This window comes from Ideonella oryzae, assembly GCF_024055665.1.
Lineage (GTDB): Bacteria > Pseudomonadota > Gammaproteobacteria > Burkholderiales > Burkholderiaceae_C > Ideonella > Ideonella oryzae.
The window spans coordinates 121204-145785 of record NZ_JAMXMC010000004.1; the positions used below are offsets into that span (position 1 = coordinate 121204).

Consider the following 24582-nt stretch of genomic DNA (forward strand, 5'->3'; position numbering starts at 1 on the left):
CAGCCCGCCAGTTAATGACCAATCGGTCAGTAATGTAGGCAAGGCCACTCGGAACGTCAATCCACTATCTCGCGCGCCAGCCGGCCGCACTGCGGCGACAATCCCGCGCCGTGAGCGTCGAACACTACGAAAACTTCCCGGTGGCCTCCTGGCTGTGCCCGCCGGCCCTGCGCCCGCCCATCACGGCCATTTACTGGTTCGCACGCTGCGCCGACGACCTGGCCGATGAAGGCGATGCCCCCGCTGCGCAGCGCCTGGCCGATCTGGCGGACTACCGCACCGAACTGCGCAAGGCGGCCACTGGCGAGCCCCCGGCACCGCGCTGGCAGCACATCTTCACGCCGCTGGCGCGACAGATCCGTGACCACGACCTGCCTGTGGCGCTGCTGAACGACCTGCTACAGGCCTTCATCCGCGATGTCCCCAATCCCCGCTACACCGATCGCCCCGCCCTGCTCGACTACTGCCGTCAGTCGGCCAATCCGGTCGGGCGCTTGCTGCTGCACCTGCATGGCATCACGGACCGGAATGCCCTGACCCAGTCCGATGCCATCTGCAGCGCACTGCAGCTGATCAACTTCTGGCAGGACCTGAGTGTGGACCTGCCCCGCGGGCGTTGTTACCTGCCGGATGAGGACCTGATGCGCCACGGCATGGATGCGACGGAACTGCCCACCACCGACACCCCGGCCACCCAGGCCCTGGTGGCCGATCTCTGCGCCTGGGCCCAGACCATGATGCTGTCCGGCGCCTCCCTGGTCCACCGCCTGCCCGGTCGGGCCGGCTGGGAATTGCGCGGGGTGGTGCAAGGCGGGCTGCGCATTCTGGAGAAAATCGCCGCCATGCACCATCGCAGCCTGACACGACGCCCCACGCTCGGCCCGGCCGATGTGGCCCTGATGGCCGCACGCAGCCTGTGGATGCCCCGCCAGACCTCTTCCGTCCAGCCATGACTCCCCAGCAGTACGTTGAGCAGAAAGCCGCCGCCAGCGGTTCATCCTTCTACTACGCCTTTCTCTTCCTGCCGCCCGAGCGCCGCGCCGCCATCACGGCCTTCTATGCCTTCTGCCGCGAGGTGGACGACGTGGTGGACGAGGTGCACGACCCCAGTGTGGCCGCGGCCAAGCTGGCCTGGTGGCGGCGCGAGGTGCAGCAGGCCTTCGCCGGCCAGCCCAGCCACCCCGCGATGCAGGCGCTGATGCCGCTGGCGCCGACCTATGGCATCACCGCCGAGCATCTGGACCAGGTGATCCAGGGTTGCGAGATGGACCTGAGCCAGACCCGCTACCTGGACTACGCCGGCCTGCAGCGCTATTGCCACCTGGTGGCCGGCGTGGTGGGTGAAGTGGCCTGCAACATCTTCGGCCGCACGCAGGAGGCCACGGTGCGCTATGCCCACACCCTGGGCCTGGCCCTTCAGCTCACCAACATCATCCGCGATGTGGGCGACGACGCCCGGCGCGGCCGCATCTATCTGCCCATCGAGGACCTGCAGCGCTTCGACGTGAAGGCCCATGAACTGCTCAAGCGCGAATCGCCCTGGGGCTACAGCGAGCGCTTCCAGGCCCTGATGCGCTTCCAGGCCGAGCGCGCCCACCGCTGCTACGACGAAGCCATGGCCTTGCTGCCGGAGGTCGACCGCAAGGCGCAGAAGCCCGGCCTGATGATGGCCAACATCTACCACGACCTGCTGCGCGAGATCGAGCGGGGCGGCTTCCAGGTGCTGCACCAGCGCATCTCGCTGACGCCGCTGCGCAAGCTGTGGCTTGCCGCGCGGACGCAGTGGCGCGGGCGATGAGCCACCCGCCCCCGCTGCGGCGCCTGGCCGTGGTCGGTGCCGGCTGGGCCGGGTTGTCGGCCGCGGTGCAAGCGACCCGGGCGGGCGCCCAGGTCGTTCTGTTCGACATGGCCCGCGAGGCCGGGGGGCGGGCACGCAGCACGCCACAGGACGGACTGGACCTGGACAACGGGCAGCACATCCTGATCGGCGCCTACCGCGACACCCTGGCCCTGATGCGCCAGGTCGGCGTCGATGTGGATCAGGGCTTCTGGCGGCAGCCGCTGGCCCTGGTGTCGCCCGATGGCTCGGGCCTGCGCCTGCCGGGTGGCCCGGCCGTGCCGGCCTTTGTGCGCGGCGTGCTGGGCTGGACCGAACTGCCCTGGCGCGCGCGCCTGGCCTTGCTGACCCACGCCGCCCGCTGGCGGCTGGGTGGCTTTCGCTGCCCCGCCGACTGGAGCGTGGCCCATCTTTGCGAACGCCTGCCACGGGCCGCCTTTGATGCGCTGATCGACCCCCTGTGCGTGGCCGCCCTGAACACGCCAGCCCGGGAGGCCAGCGCCCTGGTGCTGCTGACGGTCCTGAAGGAAGCGCTGTTCGGCCCTCCTGGCGGAGCCGACCTGCTGCTGCCCCGGCGCCCGCTGCAGGCGCTTCTGCCCGCACCGGCCCTGACCTGGCTGCAATCGCGCGGTGGCGTCTGGCGACCTGGGCACCGTGTTCAGCAGTTGGCACCAACGGACGGTGGCTGGCAGGTGGACGGCGAAGCCTTCGACGCGGTGGTGCTAGCCTGCAGCGCCACCGAGGCCGCCCGGTTGCTGGCCGGCCCGGCCCCTGACTGGGCTGCCACCACCGCAGCGCTGGCCTATCAACCCATCGTCACCGTCTGGCTGCGACACCCTGGCCTGCGCTGGCCGCAGCCCATGATGGCCTTTCCGGCACAGGCCACGCCGGGCCTGCCGGCTCCGGCTCAGTTCGGCTTCGATCTGGGCCAACTCGGCCTGGCACCCGACACCTTCGCCCTGGTGATCAGCGGGGCCGCGGAATGGGTCGACCGCGGAACGGAGCAAACCGTGCACGCCTTGCGCCTGCAACTGCGGCAGGCTTTCTCAGGCCGCCTGCCGGCCTGGGAGGACGGAAAGGTCTCGGTGCTGACCGTAAGGACAGAGAAGCGAGCCACCTTCGCCTGCACGCCCGGCTTGCGCCGTCCGTCGGGCCAGCCGCTGCCCGGCTTGGCCGTCGCGGGCGACTATGTGGCCGGCCCCTTCCCGGCCACGCTGGAAGGCGCGGTGCGCAGCGGACGCCTGGCCATCGAAGGGCTGCTGCAAGCTTGACGGGGCACGATTCTTTTTGCTGCAGCGCAACAGTGGCGCCGATTGATCATTTCGCCATATAAAATTCGTACCTCTCTTGGTCGGATTGCCATGCAAAAGAAAGACCCGCAGACCCCGAGCATCCAGGTTCTCTCCCGTGCGTTCGCCTTGCTCGACGTGCTGGCGTCACAACAGGACCCCGTGCCGCTGAAGGACCTCAGCGAACGCACCGGCTTGCACCCGTCCACCGCCCACCGCATCCTCAATGACCTGGCCGCTGGGCGGCTGGTGGATCGCCCCGAAGCGGGCACCTACCGCCTGGGCATGCGCCTGCTGGAACTGGGCAACCTGGTCAAGGCCCGGCTGGATGTGCGCGAAGCCGCCATCGGCCCGATGCGCGAACTCAACCGCTTCACCAACCAACCCGTGAACCTGTCGGTGCGCCAGGGCGACGAAATCGTCTACATCGAGCGCACCTACAGCGAGCGCTCGGGCATGCAGGTGGTGCGGGCCGTGGGTGGCCGGGCACCGCTGCACCTCACCTCCGTGGGCAAGCTCTTCCTGGCCTACGAGGAACCTCAGCGGGTGCGCAGCTACGCCACCCGTACCGGCCTGAGCGGCCACACCCGCAACAGCCTGACCTCCCTGCCCGCCCTGGAGCGGGAGTTGAGTCAGGTGCGCCGCCTGGCCGTGGCGCGGGACGACGAAGAACTGGAACTCGGCGTGCGCTGCATGGCTGCCGGCATCTTTGACGACCAGGGCAAGCTGGTGGCCGGCTTGTCCATCTCCGCCCCCAGCGACCGCCTGGAGGAGTCCTGGATGGACCGGGTCAAGGCCACGGCGGCGCAAATCTCCTCGGCCCTGGGTTACCGAGGCCCGGCCACCCCAGCCACCGCCTGAGGCAGCTACCGTCCCCTGAAACAAAAAGGCAGCCCGATGGGCTGCCTTTTTTTGGGGACCAGAGCGTGCTGCTCAGCTCGTCGGCTTGAGCTTGCTGTCCAGCGTGCCGATCGGCGTGGGCGAGGTCGTGGCAGAAGTGGTCGGGTGATTGCTCAACAGCCACTTGCGGATGCGCTCGGCATCGGCGATGCGGGAATACTTGCCGGCAGAATCCAGCAACACCATGATCAGCTTGCGTCCAGCCAGCTTGGTCTGCATGACCAAGCATTGACCCGCTTCGGTGATGTAGCCAGTCTTCTGCACGCCGATGTCCCAATCCGGGCTCCTCACCAGCCGGTTGGTGGTGTGGTACTGCAGTTGGCGGGACCCCACCTCGACCTGGTACTCCGGCGAAGTGGACAGCTCACGGATCAGTGACACCTGGGAAGCGGCCTTCACCAGCACGGCCAGGTCTTGTGCGCTGGACTGGTTCTGGCTGGACAGGCCGGTGGGCTCCACATAACGGGTGTCATGCATGCCCAGCTGCCGCGCCTTGGCATTCATCGCCGCCACAAAAGACGAAATGCCACCGGGGTAGGCATGCCCCAAGGCGCTGGCCGCGCGATTTTCCGAGGACATCAGTGCCAGGTGCAGCATCTCGCCGCGGGTCAGCTTGGTGCCCACGCGCAGACGCGAGGAGCTCATCTTCTCGGTGTCGACGTCATCCTGCGAGATGGTGATCGTCTCGTCCATCGGCAGATGCGCCTCGGTCACCACCATGGCCGTCATCAGCTTGGTGATGGAGGCGATGGGCAGCACAGCCTGGGAGTTCTTGTTCAGCAGGACCTCGTTGGTGTCCTGGTCCAGCACATAGGCCACGCTGCTGCGCAGCGCCAGCGGATCCTCGGTGTGGTGAAGACCGTACATCTCGCCAAAGGACCGGACTCCAGGACTGAAGGAGGCGGGCTCCACCGGCTTGCGCACGCTGGCCACAGCCTTGGTGGCCCGGGTCGCTTTCTGGGAAGAGGCCGAGGCGGTGCGCGTGCGAGGTTTGCTGCTGGCCGCCGCCGACTTGGACTTGGCGGAGGATGCCGCCGCAGAAGCCTTCTTGCCCTTGGCGGTCGAGGCTTTGCTGGTCGATGCGGCCTTGGCCGAGGTGCTCGCCTTGCGGCTCGAAGCATCCTTGGCATCACCGGCCCAAACCTGGGTTGCAGTCACCGAAGCCAGCAAACAGCAGGCCGCCAACCAAGCCGTGCGAAATTTCATCTTCATTCCTCGCGTCGCCTCTCGCGATCCAACGTCCTCAACGGTGCGCAACCCGCACAAGCATGACCAAAGTCATCTTCACGGGAGAATTATCCTCCCGAAGAAGCCGGCGGCGCAATGAAAAAGACATGCAAGACACGTACTTGCACGTCCTTTTTCAAGTGCGAACGCCGATCAGCCCTGTGCGGGAACACGCTCGACGCCGGCGCGCAGCTTGCTCAACGCGGACAGGTACGCCTTGGCTGACGCCACGACGATATCCGGGTCGGAGCCGACGCCGTTGACGATGCGACCGCCCAACTGCAGACGGAATGTCACCTCGCCCTGCGATTCTGTGCTGCCCGAGGTGATGGCATTGACGGAATAGAGCACCATCTCCGCACCACTTTGGACCTTGGATTCGATGGCCTTGAGGGTGGCGTCCACCGGGCCGTTGCCATCGCTCTCGACCACCACCTCTTCGCCCCCGACCATAAGCACGACACGTGCCTGAGGACGCTCGCCGGTTTCGGAGTGCTGGGACAGCGAAACGAAACGGTAGTGGTCCGACTCGGCGGCCCGGGCGCTGTCGCCCACGAGGGCGATGATGTCCTCGTCGAAGATCTCGCTCTTGCGATCAGCCAGGTCCTTGAAGCGGGCGAACGCGGCGTTCAGATCGGCTTCCGAGGCGACGTCCACCCCCAGCTCCTGCAAGCGCTGCTTGAAGGCGTTGCGGCCCGAGAGCTTGCCCAGCACCAGCTTGTTGGCCGCCCAGCCCACGTCCTCGGCACGCATGATCTCGTAGGTGTCGCGCGCCTTGAGCACGCCGTCCTGGTGGATACCGGACGCGTGGGCAAACGCATTGGCCCCGACCACGGCCTTGTTGGGCTGAACCACGAAACCGGTGGTCTGGCTGACCAGGCGGGAGGCCGGCACGATCTGCGTCGTGTCGATGTCCACCTCGAGGCCAAAGTAGTCGCGGCGGGTCTTGACCGCCATGACCACCTCCTCCAGCGAGCAATTGCCCGCGCGCTCACCCAGGCCGTTGATGGTGCACTCGACCTGACGGGCGCCACCGATCTTCACACCGGCCAGCGAATTGGCGACCGCCATGCCCAGGTCGTTGTGGCAGTGCACCGACCAGATGGCCTTGTCGGAATTGGGCACCTTCTCGCGCAGCTGTCGGATGAAGTTGCCGTACAGCTCGGGGATGGCGTAGCCCACGGTGTCGGGGATGTTGATGGTGGTGGCGCCTTCGGCAATCACCACCTCCACCACACGGGCCAGAAAATCCAGGTCCGAGCGATAGCCGTCCTCGGCCGAAAACTCGATGTCGCCACACAGGTTGCGGGCGAAGCGCACCGACAGCCGGGCCTGCTCCAGCACCTCTTCGGGCGACATCCGCAGCTTCTTTTCCATGTGCAGCGGGCTGGTGGCGATGAAGGTGTGGATGCGGCTGCGAGCAGCACCGGCCAGCGCCTCGGCGGCCCGGCTGATGTCGCGGTCGTTGGCGCGGGCCAGCGAGCAGACGGTGGACTCCTTGATCTGGCCGGCGATCGCGCGCACGGCCTCGAAGTCGCCATTGGAAGCGGCCGCGAAGCCCGCCTCGATCACATCCACGCGCAGGCGCTCCAGGTGGCGGGCGATGCGCACCTTCTCCTCGCGCGTCATCGAAGCCCCGGGAGACTGCTCACCGTCGCGCAAGGTGGTGTCGAAAATGATGAGCTTGTCGGTCATGCGGGAATCTCCTGGAACGCGGCGGCGGCCTGGACGGCTGCGCGGGGGAAGCGACGGTCAAAGGTCATGGACATCTCCGGTGAGGATGCACGCAGCCGGAGGACAAAGAAAAACGGCCCGCTGCGATGCGCTGGCGGGCCGTGATCCGAAAAACAGTTCGGTGAACTTCGATGGACGTGTTCGATCAGCGTGCCCGCAGACTGGCTAGGGGCAGCGATAGCAGCAGAGCGCGGGCCATCACGATCGAGTTCATGGTTTGAGTATAGCGCCTCAGTGCAGGCCGCGCTCGTCGGGTTCGTCCTTGGAGGTGGAGATCACGCTCACCGGCTTGCCCTTCAGGCGCTTGTAGCCGTAGACCACATAGCCCGAGACCCCATACACACAGAACAGGCCGAACAGCACGATGGGCGGGTGGATGGTGATCACCGCGAAACCCAGCGCGATCAGCACGATCACAATGAAGGGCACGCTGCGCTTGAGGCTGATGTCCTTGAAGCTGTAGAAGGGCACGTTGGTGACCATGGTCAGCCCGGCGTAGAGCGCGAAAGCGAAGGCCGTCCAGGTCAGGGCCGGCGAGCCCACCACGTCCTTGACGCCGTGGTCGTCGACCACCCAGATGAAACCGACCAGCATGGCCGCCGCGGCCGGGCTGGGCATGCCCTGGAAGAAGCGCTTGTCGACAATGCCGATGTTGGTGTTGAAACGGGCCAGACGCAGGGCCGCGCAAGCGCAGTAGACGAAGGCCGCGATCCAGCCCGCCTTGCCCAGCCCCTTCAAGGCCCACTCGTAGACGATCAGCGCCGGGGCTGCGCCGAAGCAGACCATGTCGGACAGGCTGTCCATCTGCTCGCCAAAGGCGCTCTGAGTGTTGGTCATGCGCGCCACGCGGCCATCCAGGCTGTCGAGCACCGCGGCGCAGAAGATGCCCACGGCGGCCATGTCGAAGCGGGCGTTCATGGCCATCACGACGGCATAGAAGCCGCCGAAGAGCGCGCCCAGGGTGAAGAGATTCGGGAGGATGTAGATGCCACGACGCCGACGGCGCGGCGGCATGTCGTCCAGGTCCTGGTCATCATCGTCCAGGGCGTCCGGAACGTTCGGGGTCAAGTCGGTCATAAGGAGAAAGGATAACTCAGCACCCGGCCCCGGCACGGCCAGAAACGACACGGGCCGCCCGAAGGCGGCCCGCTTTTCCGGGGGCGGTGACCCAGGGTCACCGTCAGCGATCAGTTGCGGCTCTTGTCGACCAGCTTGTTGGCCTTGATCCAGGGCATCATGGCCCGCAGCTTCTCGCCCACCACCTCGATCTGGTGCTCGGCGGTCAGACGGCGGCGCGAGGTCAGCGTCGGAGCGCCGGCCTTGTTCTCCAGGATGAAGCTCTTGGCGTACTCACCGGTCTGGATGTCCTTCAGGCACTGGCGCATCGCGTTCTTGGTGTCCTCGGTCACCACGCGCGGGCCCGTCACGTACTCGCCGTACTCGGCGTTGTTAGAGATCGAGTAGTTCATGTTGCCAATGCCACCCTCGTAGATCAGGTCGACGATCAGCTTGAGCTCGTGCAGGCACTCGAAGTAGGCCATCTCGGGCGCGTAACCGGCTTCGGTCAGCGTCTCGAAGCCGGCCTTGATCAGTTCAACGGCGCCGCCGCACAGCACGGCCTGCTCACCGAACAGGTCGGTCTCGGTCTCTTCGCGGAAGGTGGTCTCGATGATGCCGGCCTTGCCGCCACCGTTGGCCACGGCGTAGCTCAGGGCCAGATCACGCGCCTTGCCGGTCTTGTCGGCGTAGACGGCGATCAGGTGCGGCACGCCGCCACCCTGGGCGTAGGTGCCACGCACGGTATGGCCGGGGGCCTTCGGGGCCACCATCCAGACGTCCACGTCGTCGCGCGGCACGACCTGGTTGTAGTGCACATTGAAGCCGTGGGCGAAGGCCAGCGAGGCGCCGGGCTTCAGGTTGGGGGCCACCTGGCTGTTGTACACGTCGGCGATCTGCTCGTCGGGCAGCAGGATCATCACGACGTCAGCGGTCTTCACCGCGTCGGCGATCTCAGCCACCTTCAGGCCAGCCTTCTCGGCCTTGCCCCAGGATGCGCCGCCCTTGCGCAGGCCCACGGTGACCTTCACGCCGCTGTCGTTCAGGTTCAGCGCGTGAGCATGGCCCTGCGAGCCGTAGCCGATGATGGTGACGTTCTTGCCCTTGATGAGGGAGAGGTCAGCGTCCTTGTCGTAGTAAACCTTCATGGGATGTCTCTTCTTCGGTTGAAGTCAGGTCAGATAGCGGGATGGAGCGATCGCGGGGATCAGACGCGCAGGATGCGCTCGCCGCGACCGATCCCGCTGGAGCCGGTGCGCACGGTTTCGAGGATGGCGGTGCGGTCGATCGCCTCGATGAAGGCGTCGAGCTTGCCGGCATCCCCGGTCAGTTCAATGGTGTAGCTCTTCTCGGTCACGTCGATGATGCGGCCACGGAAGATGTCGGCCATGCGCTTCATCTCCTCGCGTTCCTTGCCCACGGCACGGACCTTGATCAGCATGAGCTCGCGCTCGGTGTAGTGGCCTTCGGTCAGGTCCACGACCTTGACCACGTCCACCAGGCGGTTCAGGTGCTTGGTGATCTGCTCGATCACCTCGTCGGAACCGGTGGTGACCACCGTCATGCGCGACAGCGACGGGTCTTCCGTCGGCGCCACGGTGAGGCTCTCGATGTTGTAGCCGCGGGCAGAAAACAGCGCCACCACGCGGGACAGGGCACCGGGCTCGTTCTCGAGCAACACGGCGATGATGTGTTTCATGTGCATTCTCCTGGCGCGCTCTTCAGGACGGTGGCGGTAACCATCGCCCCTTGGCCACGCCTCTTGGCACGGTTGGGGAAGTTCAGCCTTGGCTGGAAGAGCAATGGCTTCCGGCGCGACCCGTGGCACGGTAATGCCACCGACCCGCCAGGACCATCGACCTCACAGATCCTCGGCGCCGAGCAGCATCTCCGACAGACCCTTGCCCGCCCTGACCATGGGCCAGACGTTCTCGGTCGGGTCGGTGCGCACGTCCAGGAAGACGGTGCGGTCCTTCAGACGCATCATTTCCTTGAGGGCCGGCTCGATCTCCGAAGGCTTCTCGATCTTGATGCCCACGTGGCCATAGGCCTCGGCCAGCTTCACGAAATCCGGCAGTGCATCCATGTAGCTGCTGGAGTAGCGACCTTCGTAATCCAGCTCCTGCCACTGCCGCACCATGCCCAGGTAGCGGTTGTTGAGCGCAATGATCTTCACCGGCGTCTTGTACTGCTGGCAGGTCGAAAGCTCCTGGATGCACATCTGGATGGAGCCTTCGCCGGTGATGCAGAACACATCCGACTGCGGCTTGGCCAGCTTGATGCCCATCGCATACGGCAGGCCCACCCCCATCGTGCCTAGGCCGCCGGAGTTGATCCAGCGGCGCGGCTCGTCGAAGCGGTAGTACTGGGCCGCCCACATCTGGTGCTGGCCCACGTCCGAGGTGATGTAGGTGTCGGTGCCCCGGGTCATCTCCCACAGGGCCTCGACGACCTGCTGCGGCTTGATGACGTCCGGGCTGGTCCGGTAGGCCAGGCACTCGCGACGGCGCCACTCGTTGATCTGGCTCCACCACTGGGAGATCACCGCGGTGTCGGGCTTTTGCTGGGCTTCCTTGATCTGGGCGATCAACTCCTGCAGCACGTCCTTCACGTCGCCGACGATGGGGATATCCACCTTCACCCGCTTGGAGATCGACGAGGGGTCGATGTCGATGTGGATGATCTTGCGCTCCACCGAAGCGAAGTGCTTGGGGTTGCCGATCACCCGGTCGTCGAAGCGCGCGCCCACCGCCAGCAGCACATCGCAGTTCTGCATGGTCATGTTGGCTTCGTAGGTGCCATGCATGCCAGGCATGCCCAGGAACTTCGGATCGGAAGCGGGCGTGGCGCCCAGGCCCATCAACGTGTTGGTGACGGGGAAGCCCAGCATGTCGCAGAGCTGGCGCAGTTCGGCCGAAGCCTCGCCCAGGATCACGCCGCCACCCGAATAGATGTACGGACGCTTGGCGTTCAGCAGCAACTGGACTGCCTTGCGGATCTGCCCTCCATGCCCCTTCTTGACGGGGTTGTAGGAACGCATTTCCACATGGTCGGGATAGTGGAAGGTCGTGGTCTTGAGCGACACATCCTTGGGAATGTCCACCACCACCGGGCCGGGGCGGCCGGTACGTGCGATGTGGAAGGCCTTCTTCAGCGTCACTGCCAGATCACGCACATCCTTCACCAGAAAGTTGTGCTTGACCACCGGGCGGGTGATGCCGACCGTGTCGCATTCCTGGAAGGCATCCAGGCCGATGGCCGCCGTGGGCACCTGGCCGGTGATGATCACCAGCGGGATGGAGTCCATGTAGGCGGTGGCGATGCCGGTCACGGCATTGGTCACGCCAGGGCCGGAAGTCACCAGAGCCACACCAACATCGCCCGTGGCGCGGGCATAGCCATCGGCGGCGTGGACGGCAGCCTGCTCATGACGGACCAGCACGTGCTGGATGCTGTCCTGCTGGTACAGCGCATCGTAGATGTACAGGACCGAGCCACCGGGGTAACCCCAGATGTGCCTGACACCCTCGGCCTGCAGGCAGCGCACGAGGATCTGGGAGCCGTTGAGCTCCTTGGGGGAGGAAGAAGACGTGGAGGAAGCGTTCGGAGAGGTGGCGCGCCCTTCAGAAGGGGCAGCCCGCTTGACGTCCGCGGCAGACATGTTCATTTTCGAACCTCTGTGAATTTCTCTGACGAAAAACCTTCGGTGCCCCTCCCCGCGCCCTCATGAGGCGGGATCGGAACCTGCGCGATCAACAACTGCCGACACCCGCTGTCGGGGCGGCCTGAGGACCCATTCGCAATAGTGCGAGGTCGCATTATGGCATCAACCCGAATCGGTTCTGGAGCGCAGCACGCCGCCAATGACATAATCCGCGGTTCTCAGTCCGGTCTACCTGCCTTCAGGCCGGAGAGGTCCCCATCTTGGCCACCGACAAAGAACTCTCCGACTTCCTGGTCAGCGTCGAGAAACGCGCCTTCAAACGCACCGTATACACCGTGCGTGATGAAGATGCCGCCTTGGACATCGTCCAGGACGCCATGATCCGTCTGGCCGAGAAGTACGTCAGTCGCCCGGCTGCCGAGTTCCCGATGCTGTTCCAGCGCATCCTGTCCAATGCCACGATGGACTGGTTTCGGCGGCGCAAGGTCCGCCAGGCCGTGGAGCAGAACCTGTCGGACTTCGAGGGCGCCGACTCGGGAGACGGCGCGGACTTCGACCTGCTGGAGATGCTGGAAACCGTCGAGGGAAGCCTGGGTGCCGAGAGCGCGGCCGACACGGTGGGGCGGGAACAGATCCTGCTGGTCATTGAGCGGGAGGTGGCCCAGTTGCCCACCCGTCAACGGGAAGCCTTTCTCCTGCGTTATTGGGAAGAACTTGATGTGGCCGAAACGGCCAGTGTGATGGGGTGCTCGGAAGGCAGTGTGAAAACCCACTGCTCTCGGGCCGTGCATGCACTGGCCAAATCGCTCAAAGCCAAAGGTATTGCGCCGTGAACACCCGCTCCATTGCCCCGCAGCGGCTTCCCCAGGATGCCGCCAATCTGGAAACCCGGTTTGGCCTGCGCGTGAGTGCGGCCCTGTCCGAGCGCAGTGCAGCGCCCGGTCACGATGTCTCCGAACGCTTGCGGGTCGCCCGTGAGCAGGCACTCGCACGTGCCCGGGAGGCGCGGGCCGCCCTGCCCGCCCGTGAAGCCAGGCAAGCCGGCAGCGTGATCATGCAAGGTTCCGGAACGCTGGCTCTGGGTGGCTCGCCGGAGGGTTCCCGCTGGTGGGCCCCCCTGGCCTCCCTGGCCCCGCTGCTGCTGCTGATCCTGGGCCTGATTCTCATCGACGAATGGCACGATCGCCTGCAGACGGCCACGGTCGCCGAGGTCGACTCGGCCCTGTTGTCCGACGATCTGCCCCCGGACGCCTACACCGACCCTGGCTTCAGCGAATTCCTGAAGGCCCCGGAGCAGCACTGACCCTCTGCCGATGAAGCCTGCCCCCTTTCCCGCACGGTTGCACCGCCACGCCCTGGGTCTGGCGTTGTGTCTGATCGCCAGTGTCTGCGCCTGGGCCCAACCCGCTCCGGCCGCCTCGGGCACGCGCTGGCAGGAACTGTCGGCCGCACAGCAGCATGCCCTGGCCCCGCTGTCCAAGGACTGGGATCAACTCCCTGAAGAGCGTCAGCGCAAATGGCAGGACGTGGCCCGTCGCTTCGACCAGATGACCCCCGCCCAGCGCCAGCGTGTTCAGCAGCGCATGAGCGAATGGGCCCGGATGAGCCCGCAGGAGCGGGATCGGGCTCGACTGAACTACCAGAAGGCGCAGGAGCTTTCCGCCACCGAGCGACAGTCCCGCTGGGAGGCCTACCAGGCACTCAGCCCCGAGCAGCGCAACGCACTCGCCGCCAAGGCCAAGCCCGCGTCCGCCACGGGCGACGCCAACGCCTTGCGCAAACTGCGCCGGGCCCCCGTGGATGCCCAGGCGCCAAAGTCAAACATCGTGAACCCCAGCAAGGGGCCGGGCACCGCGCCCCGCCCCGTCTCGCCTGTCCTGGTTCAAGGGCGACCCGGGGCAAGCACATCGCTGGTGAACGAGCGCATGAAGCCGCCGGCTCACCAACCTGCCGGACAGCCCAAGATCACGGCCTCGCCGACCCAGGTTGATCGACACACCCTGCTGCCTCGCCAGCCGGGCCCCGCCCCGGCCAAGCAGGGAGCTCAGCCTCCCTCCGGCGCCAAGCCTTGAAGATGCCGACTCAGCGCACCGTCCCCGCCTCCGAATCCAGTGCCGGCCCCTTGACCACTCCGTCGATCCTGCGCCGTCTGGCAGCCTTCGTTTATGAAGGTGTGCTGCTGTTCGGTGTGCTGTTCGTGTCCGGGTGGCTCTACTCGACCCTGACACAGCTCAAGGATCCCGGGCAGCAGGGCACCCTGGGTCTGCAACTCTTCCTGCTGCTGGTCCTGGCGGTGTACTTCGTCTGGTTCTGGAGCCGTGGTGGCCAGACGGTGGCGATGAAGGCCTGGCACATCCGACTGATGGATCGCGAAGGGCGCCCCGTCACCCAGGCCCGTGCGCTGGCACGCTTCGCCCTGGCCTGGCTCTGGTTCCTGCCCGCCTTGCTGACCGCCAAGCTGGCTGGCCTGCACGGGGGAGCCCTGTTCGGCCTGATGTTCGTCGGCGTGCTGGCCTATGCCGCACTGGCACGGTTGCACCCGGACCGACAGTTCTGGCATGACGCCGCCTGCGGCACCCGTCTGGTGGACTGGCGTCCAGCCCGATGAGCTCCCCCTTCGAGCGTCGCACCGGCCTGTCCCGGATCATCCACGCCTTCGGCTACTCGCTGGCCGGCTTGGCGTCCGCCCTTCGCAGCGAAAGCGCCTTTCGCCAGGAAAGCGCGCTGGCCGTGGTCCTGCTGCCCGCCGCTTTCTGGCTGGGCAGCAACTGGGTCGAGATCGGCCTGCTGGCCGGTTCGATCATCCTGGTGCTGGTGGTGGAACTGCTGAACACTGCAGTGGAGTCCGCCATCGACCGGATCGGACCGGAGCGGCATGAGCTCTCCGGGCGGGCCAAGGATCTGGGCAGCGCCGCCGTGCTGTTGAGTCTGCTGCTCGCCGGCGGCCTGTGGGCGGCTGCGTTGTGGCAACGTTTTGGAGGCAGCGGCGCATGAGCCAACGGCCCTTTTCGGTGTGTGTCTACTGCGGCTCCCGTCCTGGCAGCCAAGCCATCTACGCGGACAGCGCCAAGCGCCTGGGCGCAGAGCTGGGGCGCCGGGGCTGGCGCCTGGTCTACGGTGGCGGGCATGTGGGGCTGATGGGCATCGTGGCGGATGCCGCCCTGGCGGCCGGTGCACCGGTCCTGGGGGTGATCCCGCAGCGCCTGCAAGCCCGCGAGGTGGGACACCGGGGCCTGACCGAGCTGGTGGTGGTGGACAACATGCACCAGCGCAAGCAGCGCATGGCCGAGGAGGCCGACGCCTTCATCGCCCTGCCCGGCGGCCTGGGCACCTTCGAAGAACTGTTCGAGGTCTGGACCTGGCACCACCTGGGCTACCACAGCAAGCCGATCGGCCTGCTGAACGTCGCTGGCTTCTACCAGCCGCTGCTGGATTTCATGGCCGCAGCCCACAGCCAGGGCTTTGTTGATGCCAGCCAGCAGCAGGCGCTGACGGTGGATGACACTCCCGCCCGCCTGCTGGACCGCATCGCAGCCCGCGCCGGCCTGCCGGGACAGCACGGCACCGAGGACTACGCCGCCATCTGAGGCGGCGACAAGCTCAGACCGCGTTCGCGTCGGTCTCGCCAGTGCGGATGCGCACCACCTGCTCCACGGGCGTGACAAAGATCTTGCCATCGCCGATCTTGCCCGTCTTGGCGGCCTTCACGATGGCGTCGATGGCGTGGTCCAGGTCCTCGTCGCGGACGACGACTTCCACCTTCACCTTGGGCAGGAAGTCCACCACGTACTCGGCACCGCGGTAGAGCTCGGTGTGGCCCTTCTGGCGGCCAAAGCCCTTCACCTCGGTCACGGTCAGGCCTGAAACGCCCACGCTGGCCAGTGCCTCGCGCACTTCTTCCAGCTTGAAGGGCTTGATGATGGCGGTGATCTGCTTCATGTGTGTTCTCCGTGTGGGGGATGCGCGGACGCGTGTTGCGCAGATTTAAGCACGGAACTTCGAGGTGATCGGGTAGCGCCAATCCCGCCCGAATGCCCTGTGGGTGATTCGGATGCCCACAGGGGCCTGGCGACGCTTGTACTCGTTGATCTTGATGAGCCGGGTCACCTTCTCGACATCCTCGCGCGCGAAGCCGGCCGCGACGATCTCCTCGATGCCCTGGTCTTCCTCCATGTAGCGCGCCAGGATGGCGTCCAGCACCTCATAGGGCGGCAGGCTGTCCTGGTCGGTCTGGTCCGGACGCAGTTCGGCCGAGGGCGGACGGGTGATGATGCGCTCGGGGATCACCGGCCCGATGCTGCCATCGGCACGCCGGGTCGGCTGCTGGTTCTTCCACTCGGTCAGGCGATAGACCAGGGTCTTGGCCACATCCTTGATGACCGCGAAGCCGCCCGCCATGTCGCCATAGAGCGTGCAGTAGCCGGTGGCCATCTCGCTCTTGTTGCCGGTGGTCAGCACGATGGACCCGGTCTTGTTCGACAGAGCCATCAGCAGGGTGCCGCGGATACGGGCCTGGATGTTCTCCTCGGTCGTGTCCTCGGGCAGGCCGGCAAACTGGGTAGCCAGCGCCTGCTTGAAACCCTCGAACACCGGGGAGATGGCGATCTCGTCGTAGCGCACGCCCAGGCGCTCGGCCATGTCACGGGCGTCCAGCCAGGAGATATCGGCCGTGTAGGGCGAGGGCATCATCACCGCCCGCACCTTGTCGGCCCCCAGGGCGTCCACCGCAATGGCCAGCACCAGGGCGGAATCGATGCCGCCGGACAGGCCGATGATGGCGCCGGGAAAGCCGTTCTTGCCGATGTAGTCGCGCACGCCCATCACCAGCGCCTGCCAGGCTTGGCCCTCCAGCGGTGGCAGCGGAGCCAGCGGGCCGCTCACCCGGCCGTCGGCTCCAACCGACACGAGCAGCGTGGCCGGCTCGAAGCTGGGCGCGCGAGCGCCCACCAGGCCCTGGGCATCCAGCGCGAAGGAGGCGCCATCGAACACCACCTCATCCTGCCCACCCACCATGTGGGCATAGAGCAGCGGCAGGCCCAGCGCGCGCGCGCGTCGGGCCATGAGCGACTCGCGCTCGCCATGCTTGTCCAGGTGGAAGGGCGAGGCATTGATCGCGCACAGCACCTGCGCACCGGCGGCCTTGGCGGCCTCGGCCGGCTCGTCAAACCAGGCGTCCTCGCAGATCAGCAGACCGCAGCGCAGCCCGCCCACATCGAACACCACCGGCCCGCAACCGGCATCCCGCCCAGAGGCAAAGTAGCGCCGTTCGTCGAAGACCTGGTAGTTGGGCAGCTCGCGCTTGCAATAGGTGGCCAGCACCTGCCCCCCTGCCAGCACCGAGGCCGCATTGAAGCGCCGCGGCAGGGAATAGGACTTCGACCTAAGATCGTCCTGCGCATCCCAGTCCTGCGGGTGGCCGACGACGACGTGCAGGCCCGCGCAGTCGGACAGCTCGGCGGCCAACTCGCGCAGTGTGCGGGCGCAGGCCGCCATGAAGGCCGGGCGCAGCAGCAGATCCTCGGGCGGGTAGCCCGTCAGCGCCAGCTCGGGCGCCAGCACCAGCTGGGCGCCCTGCGCATGGGCCTCGCGGGCAGCCTGGGCGATCAGGCGGGCATTGCCGGCCAGATCGCCGACGGTGGCGTTGATCTGGGCCAGGGCGACGGAAAGGGTGACCGGAGAGGACATGGCATACGAGGAAAGAGACGCGTCGGATTATCACATCGGGGTCCATGCCCGTCCCGATGAACTGGACGCCGCAGCGTGGGACGCGCTGCTGGCACAGCAGGCCCAGCCCACCCCCTTCATGCGCCATGCCTATCTGCAGGCCCTGGTGGCGTCCGGCAGTGCCACGGCCGATACCGGCTGGGCCCCGGTCTTCTTCAGCCTGCGCCGGGCGGGCCGCCTGGTGGGTGCCACAGCGGCCTGGCTGAAGAGCCACTCCTACGGCGAATACGTGTTCGACTGGGCCTGGGCGGATGCCTATGCCCGCCATGGCCTGGACTACTACCCCAAGCTGCTCGACGCCGTGCCCTTCACGCCGGTGCCGGGCAGCCGCCTGCTGGCCGAAGACGACGCCGCACGCCGCCTGCTGCTGCGCACCCTGCGGCAGTGGGCCGTGCAGACCGAACTGTCTTCGGCCCATCTGCTCTTCCTGGATGAGGACGAGCAGGCCCTTGCGCAGGAGGAAGGCTACATGCTGCGCCAGGGCGTGCAGTTCCACTGGCACACCCGGCCTGACACACCCTATGCCGATTTCGCCGAGTTCCTGGCCACCTTGCAACGCGAGAAACGCAAGAAGATCCAGCAGGAACGTCGCAAGGTGGAAGCCAGCGGCGTGCAGTTCCGGGTGCGGGAGGGCACGCAGATCAGCGAAGCCGACTGGGACTTCTTCCACCACTGCTATCGCCTGACTTACCAGGCCCACCGGTCCACGCCCTACCTGAGCCGGGACTTCTTCACCCGCATGGCCCACGAGCTGCCGGCCCACTGGCTGATGTTCATTGCCGAGCGCGGAGGCGTGCCCGTGGCAGTGTCCCTGCTGGCCATCGACCGCGCCCGCGGCGTCGCCTGGGGGCGCTACTGGGGCGCCACCGAAGCGATCGACTGCCTGCACTTCGAGGCCTGCTACTACCAGCCCCTGGCCTGGTGCATCGCCCAGGGCTTCCAGCGCTTCGAGGGCGGTGCCCAGGGCGAGCACAAGATGGCCCGGGGCCTCTTGCCGGTGCGTACTGCCTCGGCCCACTGGCTGGCTCACCCCGAGTTCTCTCGCGCGGTGGAGGACTTTTTGGCCCGGGAGGGCGCCGGCATGGACGGCTACCTGGACGAGCTGCGAGAGCGCAACCCGTTCAAGGGGGCGTCGCCAGCCTGAGGTCGCCATGAAAAAAGCCGCCTGGGACGCCCCGGGCGGCTTTCATCGCGGGAAAGCGAGGCGATCAGCCCTTGTCGCTGTAGCGCTTGAGGCCGTCGGTGATTTCCGCCTTGGCCGCCGCGGCGTCCAGCCAGCCTTCCACCTTCACCCACTTGCCCTTCTCCAGGTCCTTGTAGTGCTCGAAGAAGTGCTGGATCTGCTTGAGCACCAGCTCGTTCAGGTCTTCCAGCTTGGTGATGTGGGCGTGGCTGGGCAGCAGCTTCTCGGTGGGCAGTGCCAGCAGCTTGGCGTCACCACCGGCCTCGTCGGTCATGTTCAGCATGCCGATGGCGCGGCAGGTGACCACCGAGCCTGCCACCAGCGGGAAGGGGGTGATGACCAGCACGTCCACCGGGTCGCCGTCGGCGGCCAGGGTCTGGGGGACGAAGCCGTAGTTGCACGGGTAGTGCATGGCCGTGCCCATGAAGCGGTCCACGAACAATGCGCCGGAGGCCTTGTCCACCTCGTACTTGACGGGATCGGCGTTGGCCGGGATCTCGATGATGACGTTGAATTGCTCGGGGACCTTGGCGCCCGGGGTCACATTGTTCAGGCTCATGCTTGTCTCGGTGGTGTGAGGAAGGGAACGGGATTAGGGCGTCATTCTACGGATGCCGGCCAACGCCAGGCTGACCATGTCAAGGCACGATATGCTGCGCCCATGCAGCTGCCCTGGCTTGGCGAGCACACCCCCTTCCCCCCCACGCTGGCGGCGCTGGGGCCGGACAGCGACGCCCCGGGCCTGCTGGCGGCGGGGGGTGGGCTGAGCGTGCCCCGCCTGCGTGAGGCCTACCGCCACGGCATCTTTCCCTGGTATGGCGAGGGCCAGCCCGTGCTGTGGTGGAGCCCGGACCCCCGCATGGTGCTGCCGGTGGCCGAATTCCGCCTCAGCCGCTCACTGCGCAAGACGATCCAGAAGTTCCTGGCCCACCCCGGCTGCGAAATCCGTTTCGACCATGACTTCCGGGCGGTGATCACCGCCTGCGCCCAGACCCCGCGGGAAGGCCAGCCCGGCACCTGGATCGTGCCGGAGATGATGGAGGCCTACGTCCGGATGCACCAGGCTGGCCATGCCCACAGCGTGGAGACCTGGATCGACGGCCGTCTGGCCGGAGGGTTGTACGGCATCGGCCTGGGCCGGATGTTCTTCGGCGAATCGATGTTCGCCTGGCAGACCGACGCCTCGAAGATCGCCCTGGCCGCGCTGGTGGCCTTCTGCCGAGCCGAGCAGGTTGCCATGATCGACTGCCAGCAGCACACCCGACACCTGGCCAGCCTGGGCGCCCGGCTGCTGCCCCGCCCCCAGTTCGAAGGCCATCTGGCCGCCACCGTGGATGCACCGCCGCCCTGGCGCTGGTCCTATGATCGGGCCCATTGGGAACGGCTGGGGATCGCCGTGCCCGCCTTGCAGGCCTCCCTCGCGCCGTGACCCACCCGAAAGAGCTCCCTTTCTCGTCGCTGCAGTTCTACGCCACGGCGCCCTATCCGTGCAGCTACCTGCCGGACCAGACGGCTCGCTCCCAGGTGGCCACGCCCAGCCACATGATCCACGCCGAGACCTATTCGGCCCTGGTGGCCAGCGGCTTCCGGCGCAGCGGCCTGTTCACCTACCGACCCTATTGCGACCAGTGCCGAGCCTGCGTGCCGCTGCGCATCCCGGTCGACCGCTTCGAACCCGACCGCAGCCAGCGCCGGGCCCGCGCCGCCCACCAGCAGCTGCGCAGCCGGGTGACCCGGCTGGGCTTTTCGGAAGAACACTACGCGCTGTACCTGCGTTACCAGGCCGCCCGCCATGCCGGTGGCGGCATGGACCAGGACAGCGTGGACCAGTACACCCAGTTCCTGCTGCAAAGCCGCGTCAATTCCCGCCTGGTGGAATTCCGGGAGCCGGCTGAGCATGGCCCGGGCCTCCTGCGCATGGTGTCGATCGTCGATATCCTGGCCGATGGCCTGTCGGCGGTCTATACCTTCTACGACCCGGACGCACCGGGCAGCTACGGCACCTATGGCGTGCTCTGGCAGATCGAGCAGACCCGTCAGCTCAAGTTGCCCTACCTCTACCTGGGCTACTGGATTGCCCAGAGCCCGAAGATGGCCTACAAGACCCGCTTTCGCCCCTACCAGGTGCTGGTGGGCGACCGCTGGGTGGATGCAGACACCCCCGGCCGATCCGCCGTGGCCTGAGTTTCATCGCGCCAGAGTGCCGTTCGTCGCACGGCACTCCTCTGCCCGGGACCGCTCCGGCTAGCCTGTCAGCTTCACCTCTTCCGGAAGCACACAATGCCCACTTTGTCGCGCCGCCATCTGCTCGCCCTGCCCCTGCTTGCCACCAGCCTGGCCCTGTCGACGGGGGCCCACGCCTGGTCCTGGAGTCCGGGCAGTGCGGTCGAAGGTTCCGGCAAGATCGTTGAGGACACCCGCAGCGTGCCGGCCTTCCAGAAGCTGCGACTGGACGGCAGCTTCGATGTACGGGTCCAGATCGGCGCGCCCGCCAAGGTGGTGGTGCGGGCCGACGACAACCTGCAGGCGCTCATCGTCACCCGCGTGGAGGGCGACACCCTGGTCGTGGGCACCGAGCGTGAACAAAACGTGCACAGCCGCAGCAAGGTGCTGGTGACGGTGGTCGCCCCCAGCCTGTCGGCAGCCTCTCTGCGCGGCAGCGGCGACCTGAGCATCGAGGGAGCCACTGGCGGTCCCTTCGAGCTGTCGCTCAGCGGCTCGGGGGACGTGCGCATGGGCAGCACGAACCTGAGTCGGCTGTCGGTCACACTGGCCGGCTCGGGTGACGTGAAGCTGCAGGGCCGCGCCGAGACAGCCAGCCTTTCCATCGCGGGGTCTGGCGACATCCATGCCGCGGACCTGCAGACCCGCAACGCCAAGGTCAGCATTGCCGGCAGCGGCGATGCCGAGGTGCAGGCCAGCGACCTGCTGGACGTGAACATTGCGGGCTCTGGCGACGTGCGCTACGCCGGCTCGCCACGCGTGCAGCGCCAGCTGGCCGGCTCGGGCGAGGTCCGCCCGCTGCATTGACATTGATCCAGCTGCAACATCCAGAAACCGGCGTGGGTCCACAATCCAGACTTTTGACTGGCAGGGCCCGAGCGGCCCCGAGCAAGGCCATGAACCGCCACCGTCTCTTCCCGCTCCGCGGGCTGCTGCTGCCGCTGACCCTGTCTGCACTGAGTGCCTGCACCGCCCCTTCACCCCACGTCCGGGTGGTGTTTCAGGTGGACGATGCCGGGCACTGCCAAATGAATGGTCAGGCCCTGGCCTGTGACCATGCCGGCACAGAGGCCTCCAGCCATTGGCAGGTGGCCCAGATCCACGCCGTGCTGCTGCCTTCGGCCCACGCGCCCCAGCCGGCCGTGCAGGCCCTGGATGACAGCCTTCGCCAGGCCCATGTGGCCCATGTGCAGTTCGGGGATCCCAGCACCTTCAAGTACGACCCGAACGAGAACGGCTTCCACATCTGACTTTGGTGGCCCCCCCGGGCGGCCACCGCGCGTGCATGAGCAAACCCCAAGACCTCCGTGTGCGCCGTGTCGGCATCGACACCTGGCGCGAGAACGTGGCCTACCTGCACCGCAACTGCGCCGTCGTGCGCGCGGCAGGGTTCCAGGCCCTGTCCAAGGTGCTGGTCAAGGCCAACGGCGCGGCCATCAATGCCGTGCTCAACGTGGTGGACGACGACTGCATCGTCCAGCCCGACGAACTGGGCCTGTCCGAGGAAGCCTTCGCGCGGCTGAATGTCGAGGCCGGTCACCCGGCCCACGTGCTGCCGGCCGAGCCCCCGCCCTCCCTGCCCGCCCTGCGGCGCAAGATCGCGGGCGAGCGGTTGGACCGCAAGGACCTGCACGCCATCATCCGGGACGTGGCCCAGGCCCGCTACTCCAAGATCGAGCTGGCAGCCTTCGTGGTGGCCACCAACGGCTACGACCTGGAGCGTGATGAGGTGCTCTACCTCACCGAGGCCATGATCGACGTCGGACGTCGCCTGGACTGGCAGCACGCGGTGCGCGGCGGCCCGGTGGTGGACAAGCACTGCATCGGCGGCATCCCGGGCAACCGCACCTCGATGCTGGTGGTGCCCATCGTCACCGCCCACGGCATGCTGTGCCCCAAGACCAGCTCGCGCGCCATCACCTCGCCGGCCGGCACGGCCGACACCATGGAGGTGCTGGCCGAGGTGGAACTGCCCTTCGAGCGCCTGCGCCACATCGTGCGCGACACCAATGGCTGCCTGGCCTGGGGCGGCACGGCCGGGCTGTCCCCGGCGGACGACATCCTGATCTCGGTGGAGCGGCCGCTGGCCATCGACTCCCCCGGCCAGATGGTGGCCTCCATCCTCAGCAAGAAGATCGCCGCCGGTTCCACCCACCTGGTGCTGGACATCCCGGTGGGGCCCACCGCCAAGGTGCGCTCCATCGACGCTGCCCAGCGCCTGCGCAAGCTCTTCGAGTACGTGGCCGGCGCGCTCAACCTGCACCTGGACGTGATGATCACCGACGGCAGCCAGCCCATCGGCCGTGGCATCGGCCCGGTGCTGGAGGCCCGCGACGTGATGCAGGTGCTGCGCAACGACCCCGAGGCCCCCATGGACCTGCGGGAGAAGTCGCTGCGACTGGCCGGCCGCGTGATCGAGTTCGACCCCGATGTGCGTGGCGGCGATGGCTGGCGCATTGCCCGCGACATCCTCGAATCGGGTCGCGCCCTGGCCCAGATGGAGGCACTGATCGACGCCCAAGGCCGCCGCGCCACCCCACTGCCGCTGGGCGAACTGACCCACGAGGTGTGCGCCCAGCAGGCCGGTGTGGTCCGGGCCATCGACAACCTGCAACTGGCCCAGGTGGCCCGCCTGGCCGGCGCCCCCCAGGTACCCGGCGCCGGAGTGGATCTGCTGTGCAAGGTGGGCGATGCGGTGCAGGCCGGCGCGCCGCTGTACCGCATCCACGCCCAGTACCCGGCGGACCTGGCCTTTGCGCGCGACCGCTCCGGACGCGACAGCGGCTACACCGTGGGGGTGGCATGAGTCCGCGCTGGCCCGCCGCCACCGCCGTCCTGGCCTTCGAGGACGAACAGGCGCCCGCCCAGGCCTTGGCCACGGCCCTGCGGCTGCCCTTGCGCCTCATCCAGCGTCACCGTTTTCCTGACGGTGAACTCAAACTGACCTTGCCCACGCCCCTGCAAGGCGCGGTGCTGCTGTACCGCAGCCTGCACCAGCCCAACGAGAAGCTGGTGGAGCTGCTGATCAGCGGCCCAGCCGCACGGGCGCTGGGCGCCGAGCGCGTGCTGCTGGTCTGCCCTTACCTGGCCTACATGCGCCAGGACATCGCCTTTCACCCCGGCGAGGCGGTGAGCCAGCGCCACATCGCCGGCCTGCTGGCCAGCCGCTTCGATGGCCTGGTCACCGTGGACCCGCATCTGCACCGCATCGCCTCGCTGGACGAGGTGATGCCCGAGTGCCGTGCGGTCTCACTGTCAGCCGCCGGACTGCTGGGCCAATGGGTCAGCCAGCATGTGGCGCAGCCCTTGCTGCTGGGCCCGGACGGCGAGGCCGAGCAATGGGTGCGGGAAGCCGCCTCGGCGTCCGGCTGCGAGGGCGCCTGGTGCCTGAAGGAGCGCCACGGCGACCGGGACGTGACGGTGCGCCTGCCCGATGGCATCGACTTCCGCGGACGCGCTGTGGTGCTGATCGACGACATGGCCAGCACCGGTCGCACCCTGGTGGCCGCGGCTCGGCTGGCCCTGGCCGCCGGCGCCGCGTCGGTCGATGTGGCCGTGACCCATGGCCTGTTCGTCGGCGAGGCCCAGGCCGAGCTGGCTGCCGCGGGCGTGCGTCATGTCTGGAGCAGCGACTGCGTGCCCCACGCCAGCAATGCCATTCCGGTGGCGCCGCTGCTGGCACTGGGCGTGGAGAAAGTACTGGCCGGCTGAGCCCGCCCACGAGCGACGGCCCCAGAAACAACAA

General features: G+C 67.2%; 26 protein-coding genes. 17 read left to right on the forward strand and 9 right to left on the reverse strand.

Annotated elements, in window-relative coordinates; translation table 11 throughout:
• Positions 1-110: 110 nt before the first annotated feature.
• The 4 genes from hpnC (at position 111) to M0L44_RS07440 (ending at position 3987) form a co-directional block, all read left to right on the forward strand.
• Entirely contained in the window at positions 111-953 is an 843-nt protein-coding gene (hpnC, locus tag M0L44_RS07425) for a squalene synthase HpnC (RefSeq protein WP_252769009.1), read from the forward strand.
• Positions 950-1798 (forward strand): presqualene diphosphate synthase HpnD, encoded by an 849-nt coding sequence (gene hpnD, locus M0L44_RS07430; protein ID WP_252769010.1) that lies wholly within the window; start codon positions 950-952, stop codon positions 1796-1798. The genes hpnC and hpnD overlap by 4 nt, the downstream gene beginning before the upstream one ends.
• On the forward strand, positions 1795-3108 hold the full coding sequence (hpnE, locus tag M0L44_RS07435; protein WP_252769011.1) for a hydroxysqualene dehydroxylase HpnE: 1314 nt from the start codon (positions 1795-1797) through the stop codon (positions 3106-3108). The genes hpnD and hpnE overlap by 4 nt, the downstream gene beginning before the upstream one ends.
• Before the next feature lie 90 nt (positions 3109-3198).
• Complete coding sequence (locus M0L44_RS07440) at positions 3199-3987, forward strand: IclR family transcriptional regulator (protein WP_252769012.1); 789 nt, start codon at positions 3199-3201, stop codon at positions 3985-3987.
• Positions 3988-4059: 72 nt separating this feature from the next.
• Here the strand turns inward: M0L44_RS07440 and pbpG are convergent, their stop codons facing one another.
• The 6 genes from pbpG to M0L44_RS07470 form a co-directional block, all read right to left on the reverse strand.
• Positions 4060-5238, reverse strand: coding sequence for a D-alanyl-D-alanine endopeptidase (pbpG, locus tag M0L44_RS07445; protein ID WP_435526395.1), 1179 nt, complete (start codon positions 5236-5238; stop codon positions 4060-4062).
• Positions 5239-5406: 168 nt separating this feature from the next.
• Positions 5407-6948: a 2-isopropylmalate synthase gene (locus tag M0L44_RS07450; protein WP_252769013.1), complete on the reverse strand. Its 1542-nt coding sequence runs from the start codon at positions 6946-6948 to the stop codon at positions 5407-5409.
• A gap of 270 nt (positions 6949-7218) precedes the next feature.
• Complete coding sequence (pssA, locus tag M0L44_RS07455; RefSeq protein WP_252769291.1) at positions 7219-8001, reverse strand: CDP-diacylglycerol--serine O-phosphatidyltransferase; 783 nt, start codon at positions 7999-8001, stop codon at positions 7219-7221.
• Positions 8002-8174: 173 nt separating this feature from the next.
• Positions 8175-9191 (reverse strand): ketol-acid reductoisomerase, encoded by a 1017-nt coding sequence (gene ilvC, locus M0L44_RS07460; protein WP_252769014.1) that lies wholly within the window; start codon positions 9189-9191, stop codon positions 8175-8177.
• 59 nt (positions 9192-9250) lie between these two features.
• Positions 9251-9742, reverse strand: coding sequence for an acetolactate synthase small subunit (ilvN, locus tag M0L44_RS07465; protein WP_022979884.1), 492 nt, complete (start codon positions 9740-9742; stop codon positions 9251-9253).
• 162 nt (positions 9743-9904) lie between these two features.
• Positions 9905-11710 (reverse strand): acetolactate synthase 3 catalytic subunit, encoded by a 1806-nt coding sequence (locus tag M0L44_RS07470; protein ID WP_252769015.1) that lies wholly within the window; start codon positions 11708-11710, stop codon positions 9905-9907.
• 257 nt (positions 11711-11967) lie between these two features.
• Here M0L44_RS07470 and M0L44_RS07475 point away from each other — a divergent pair, with 257 nt between their 5' ends.
• The 6 genes from M0L44_RS07475 to M0L44_RS07500 are packed head-to-tail and all read left to right on the forward strand — an operon-like array spanning position 11968 to position 15294.
• A complete protein-coding gene (locus tag M0L44_RS07475) occupies positions 11968-12540 on the forward strand; it encodes an RNA polymerase sigma factor (protein WP_252769016.1) in 573 nt (190 codons plus the stop codon).
• Positions 12537-13010: a DUF3619 family protein gene (locus tag M0L44_RS07480; protein ID WP_252769017.1), complete on the forward strand. Its 474-nt coding sequence runs from the start codon at positions 12537-12539 to the stop codon at positions 13008-13010. Before M0L44_RS07475 ends, M0L44_RS07480 begins: the two co-directional genes overlap by 4 nt.
• A 10-nt stretch (positions 13011-13020) precedes the next feature.
• Positions 13021-13779: a DUF3106 domain-containing protein gene (locus M0L44_RS07485; protein ID WP_252769018.1), complete on the forward strand. Its 759-nt coding sequence runs from the start codon at positions 13021-13023 to the stop codon at positions 13777-13779.
• A gap of 2 nt (positions 13780-13781) precedes the next feature.
• Positions 13782-14315, forward strand: coding sequence for an RDD family protein (locus M0L44_RS07490; RefSeq protein ID WP_252769019.1), 534 nt, complete (start codon positions 13782-13784; stop codon positions 14313-14315).
• Positions 14312-14701 (forward strand): diacylglycerol kinase, encoded by a 390-nt coding sequence (locus M0L44_RS07495; RefSeq protein WP_252769020.1) that lies wholly within the window; start codon positions 14312-14314, stop codon positions 14699-14701. The genes M0L44_RS07490 and M0L44_RS07495 overlap by 4 nt, the downstream gene beginning before the upstream one ends.
• Positions 14698-15294 (forward strand): LOG family protein, encoded by a 597-nt coding sequence (locus tag M0L44_RS07500; protein ID WP_252769021.1) that lies wholly within the window; start codon positions 14698-14700, stop codon positions 15292-15294. Before M0L44_RS07495 ends, M0L44_RS07500 begins: the two co-directional genes overlap by 4 nt.
• A gap of 13 nt (positions 15295-15307) precedes the next feature.
• On the opposite strand, the gene M0L44_RS07505 is transcribed toward M0L44_RS07500, so the two are convergent.
• Together M0L44_RS07505 and M0L44_RS07510 are read right to left on the reverse strand one after the other, a co-directional pair.
• Positions 15308-15646, reverse strand: coding sequence for a P-II family nitrogen regulator (locus M0L44_RS07505; protein ID WP_252769022.1), 339 nt, complete (start codon positions 15644-15646; stop codon positions 15308-15310).
• 45 nt (positions 15647-15691) lie between these two features.
• Positions 15692-17392, reverse strand: a complete 1701-nt coding sequence (locus M0L44_RS07510) for an NAD+ synthase (protein WP_252769023.1) — start codon at positions 17390-17392, stop codon at positions 15692-15694.
• On the opposite strand from M0L44_RS07510, the gene M0L44_RS07515 reads away from it, so the two are divergent.
• The gene (locus M0L44_RS07515) at positions 17391-18575 is read left to right on the forward strand and encodes a GNAT family N-acetyltransferase (protein WP_252769024.1); all 1185 of its coding nucleotides are present in this window, start codon (positions 17391-17393) and stop codon (positions 18573-18575) included. The two genes, M0L44_RS07510 and M0L44_RS07515, sit on opposite strands and share 2 nt — an antisense overlap.
• 64 nt (positions 18576-18639) lie before the next feature.
• On the opposite strand, the gene ppa is transcribed toward M0L44_RS07515, so the two are convergent.
• Complete coding sequence (ppa, locus tag M0L44_RS07520; protein ID WP_252769025.1) at positions 18640-19173, reverse strand: inorganic diphosphatase; 534 nt, start codon at positions 19171-19173, stop codon at positions 18640-18642.
• Between the two features lie 102 nt (positions 19174-19275).
• Here ppa and aat point away from each other — a divergent pair, with 102 nt between their 5' ends.
• The 6 genes from aat (at position 19276) to M0L44_RS07550 (ending at position 24548) form a co-directional block, all read left to right on the forward strand.
• Positions 19276-20043: a leucyl/phenylalanyl-tRNA--protein transferase gene (gene aat, locus M0L44_RS07525; RefSeq protein WP_252769026.1), complete on the forward strand. Its 768-nt coding sequence runs from the start codon at positions 19276-19278 to the stop codon at positions 20041-20043.
• Positions 20040-20798: an arginyltransferase gene (locus tag M0L44_RS07530; RefSeq protein WP_252769027.1), complete on the forward strand. Its 759-nt coding sequence runs from the start codon at positions 20040-20042 to the stop codon at positions 20796-20798. Before aat ends, M0L44_RS07530 begins: the two co-directional genes overlap by 4 nt.
• Before the next feature lie 96 nt (positions 20799-20894).
• Positions 20895-21644 carry a head GIN domain-containing protein gene (locus M0L44_RS07535; protein WP_252769028.1) on the forward strand — a complete coding sequence of 250 codons (750 nt, stop codon included), beginning with the start codon at positions 20895-20897 and terminating at the stop codon, positions 21642-21644.
• An 89-nt stretch (positions 21645-21733) separates the two neighbouring features.
• A complete protein-coding gene (locus M0L44_RS07540) occupies positions 21734-22087 on the forward strand; it encodes a hypothetical protein (RefSeq protein WP_252769029.1) in 354 nt (117 codons plus the stop codon).
• Between the two features lie 35 nt (positions 22088-22122).
• On the forward strand, positions 22123-23643 hold the full coding sequence (locus M0L44_RS07545; RefSeq protein ID WP_252769030.1) for a thymidine phosphorylase family protein: 1521 nt from the start codon (positions 22123-22125) through the stop codon (positions 23641-23643).
• Positions 23640-24548: a ribose-phosphate diphosphokinase gene (locus tag M0L44_RS07550; protein ID WP_252769031.1), complete on the forward strand. Its 909-nt coding sequence runs from the start codon at positions 23640-23642 to the stop codon at positions 24546-24548. Before M0L44_RS07545 ends, M0L44_RS07550 begins: the two co-directional genes overlap by 4 nt.
• The last annotated feature ends 34 nt before the right edge of the window (positions 24549-24582 follow it).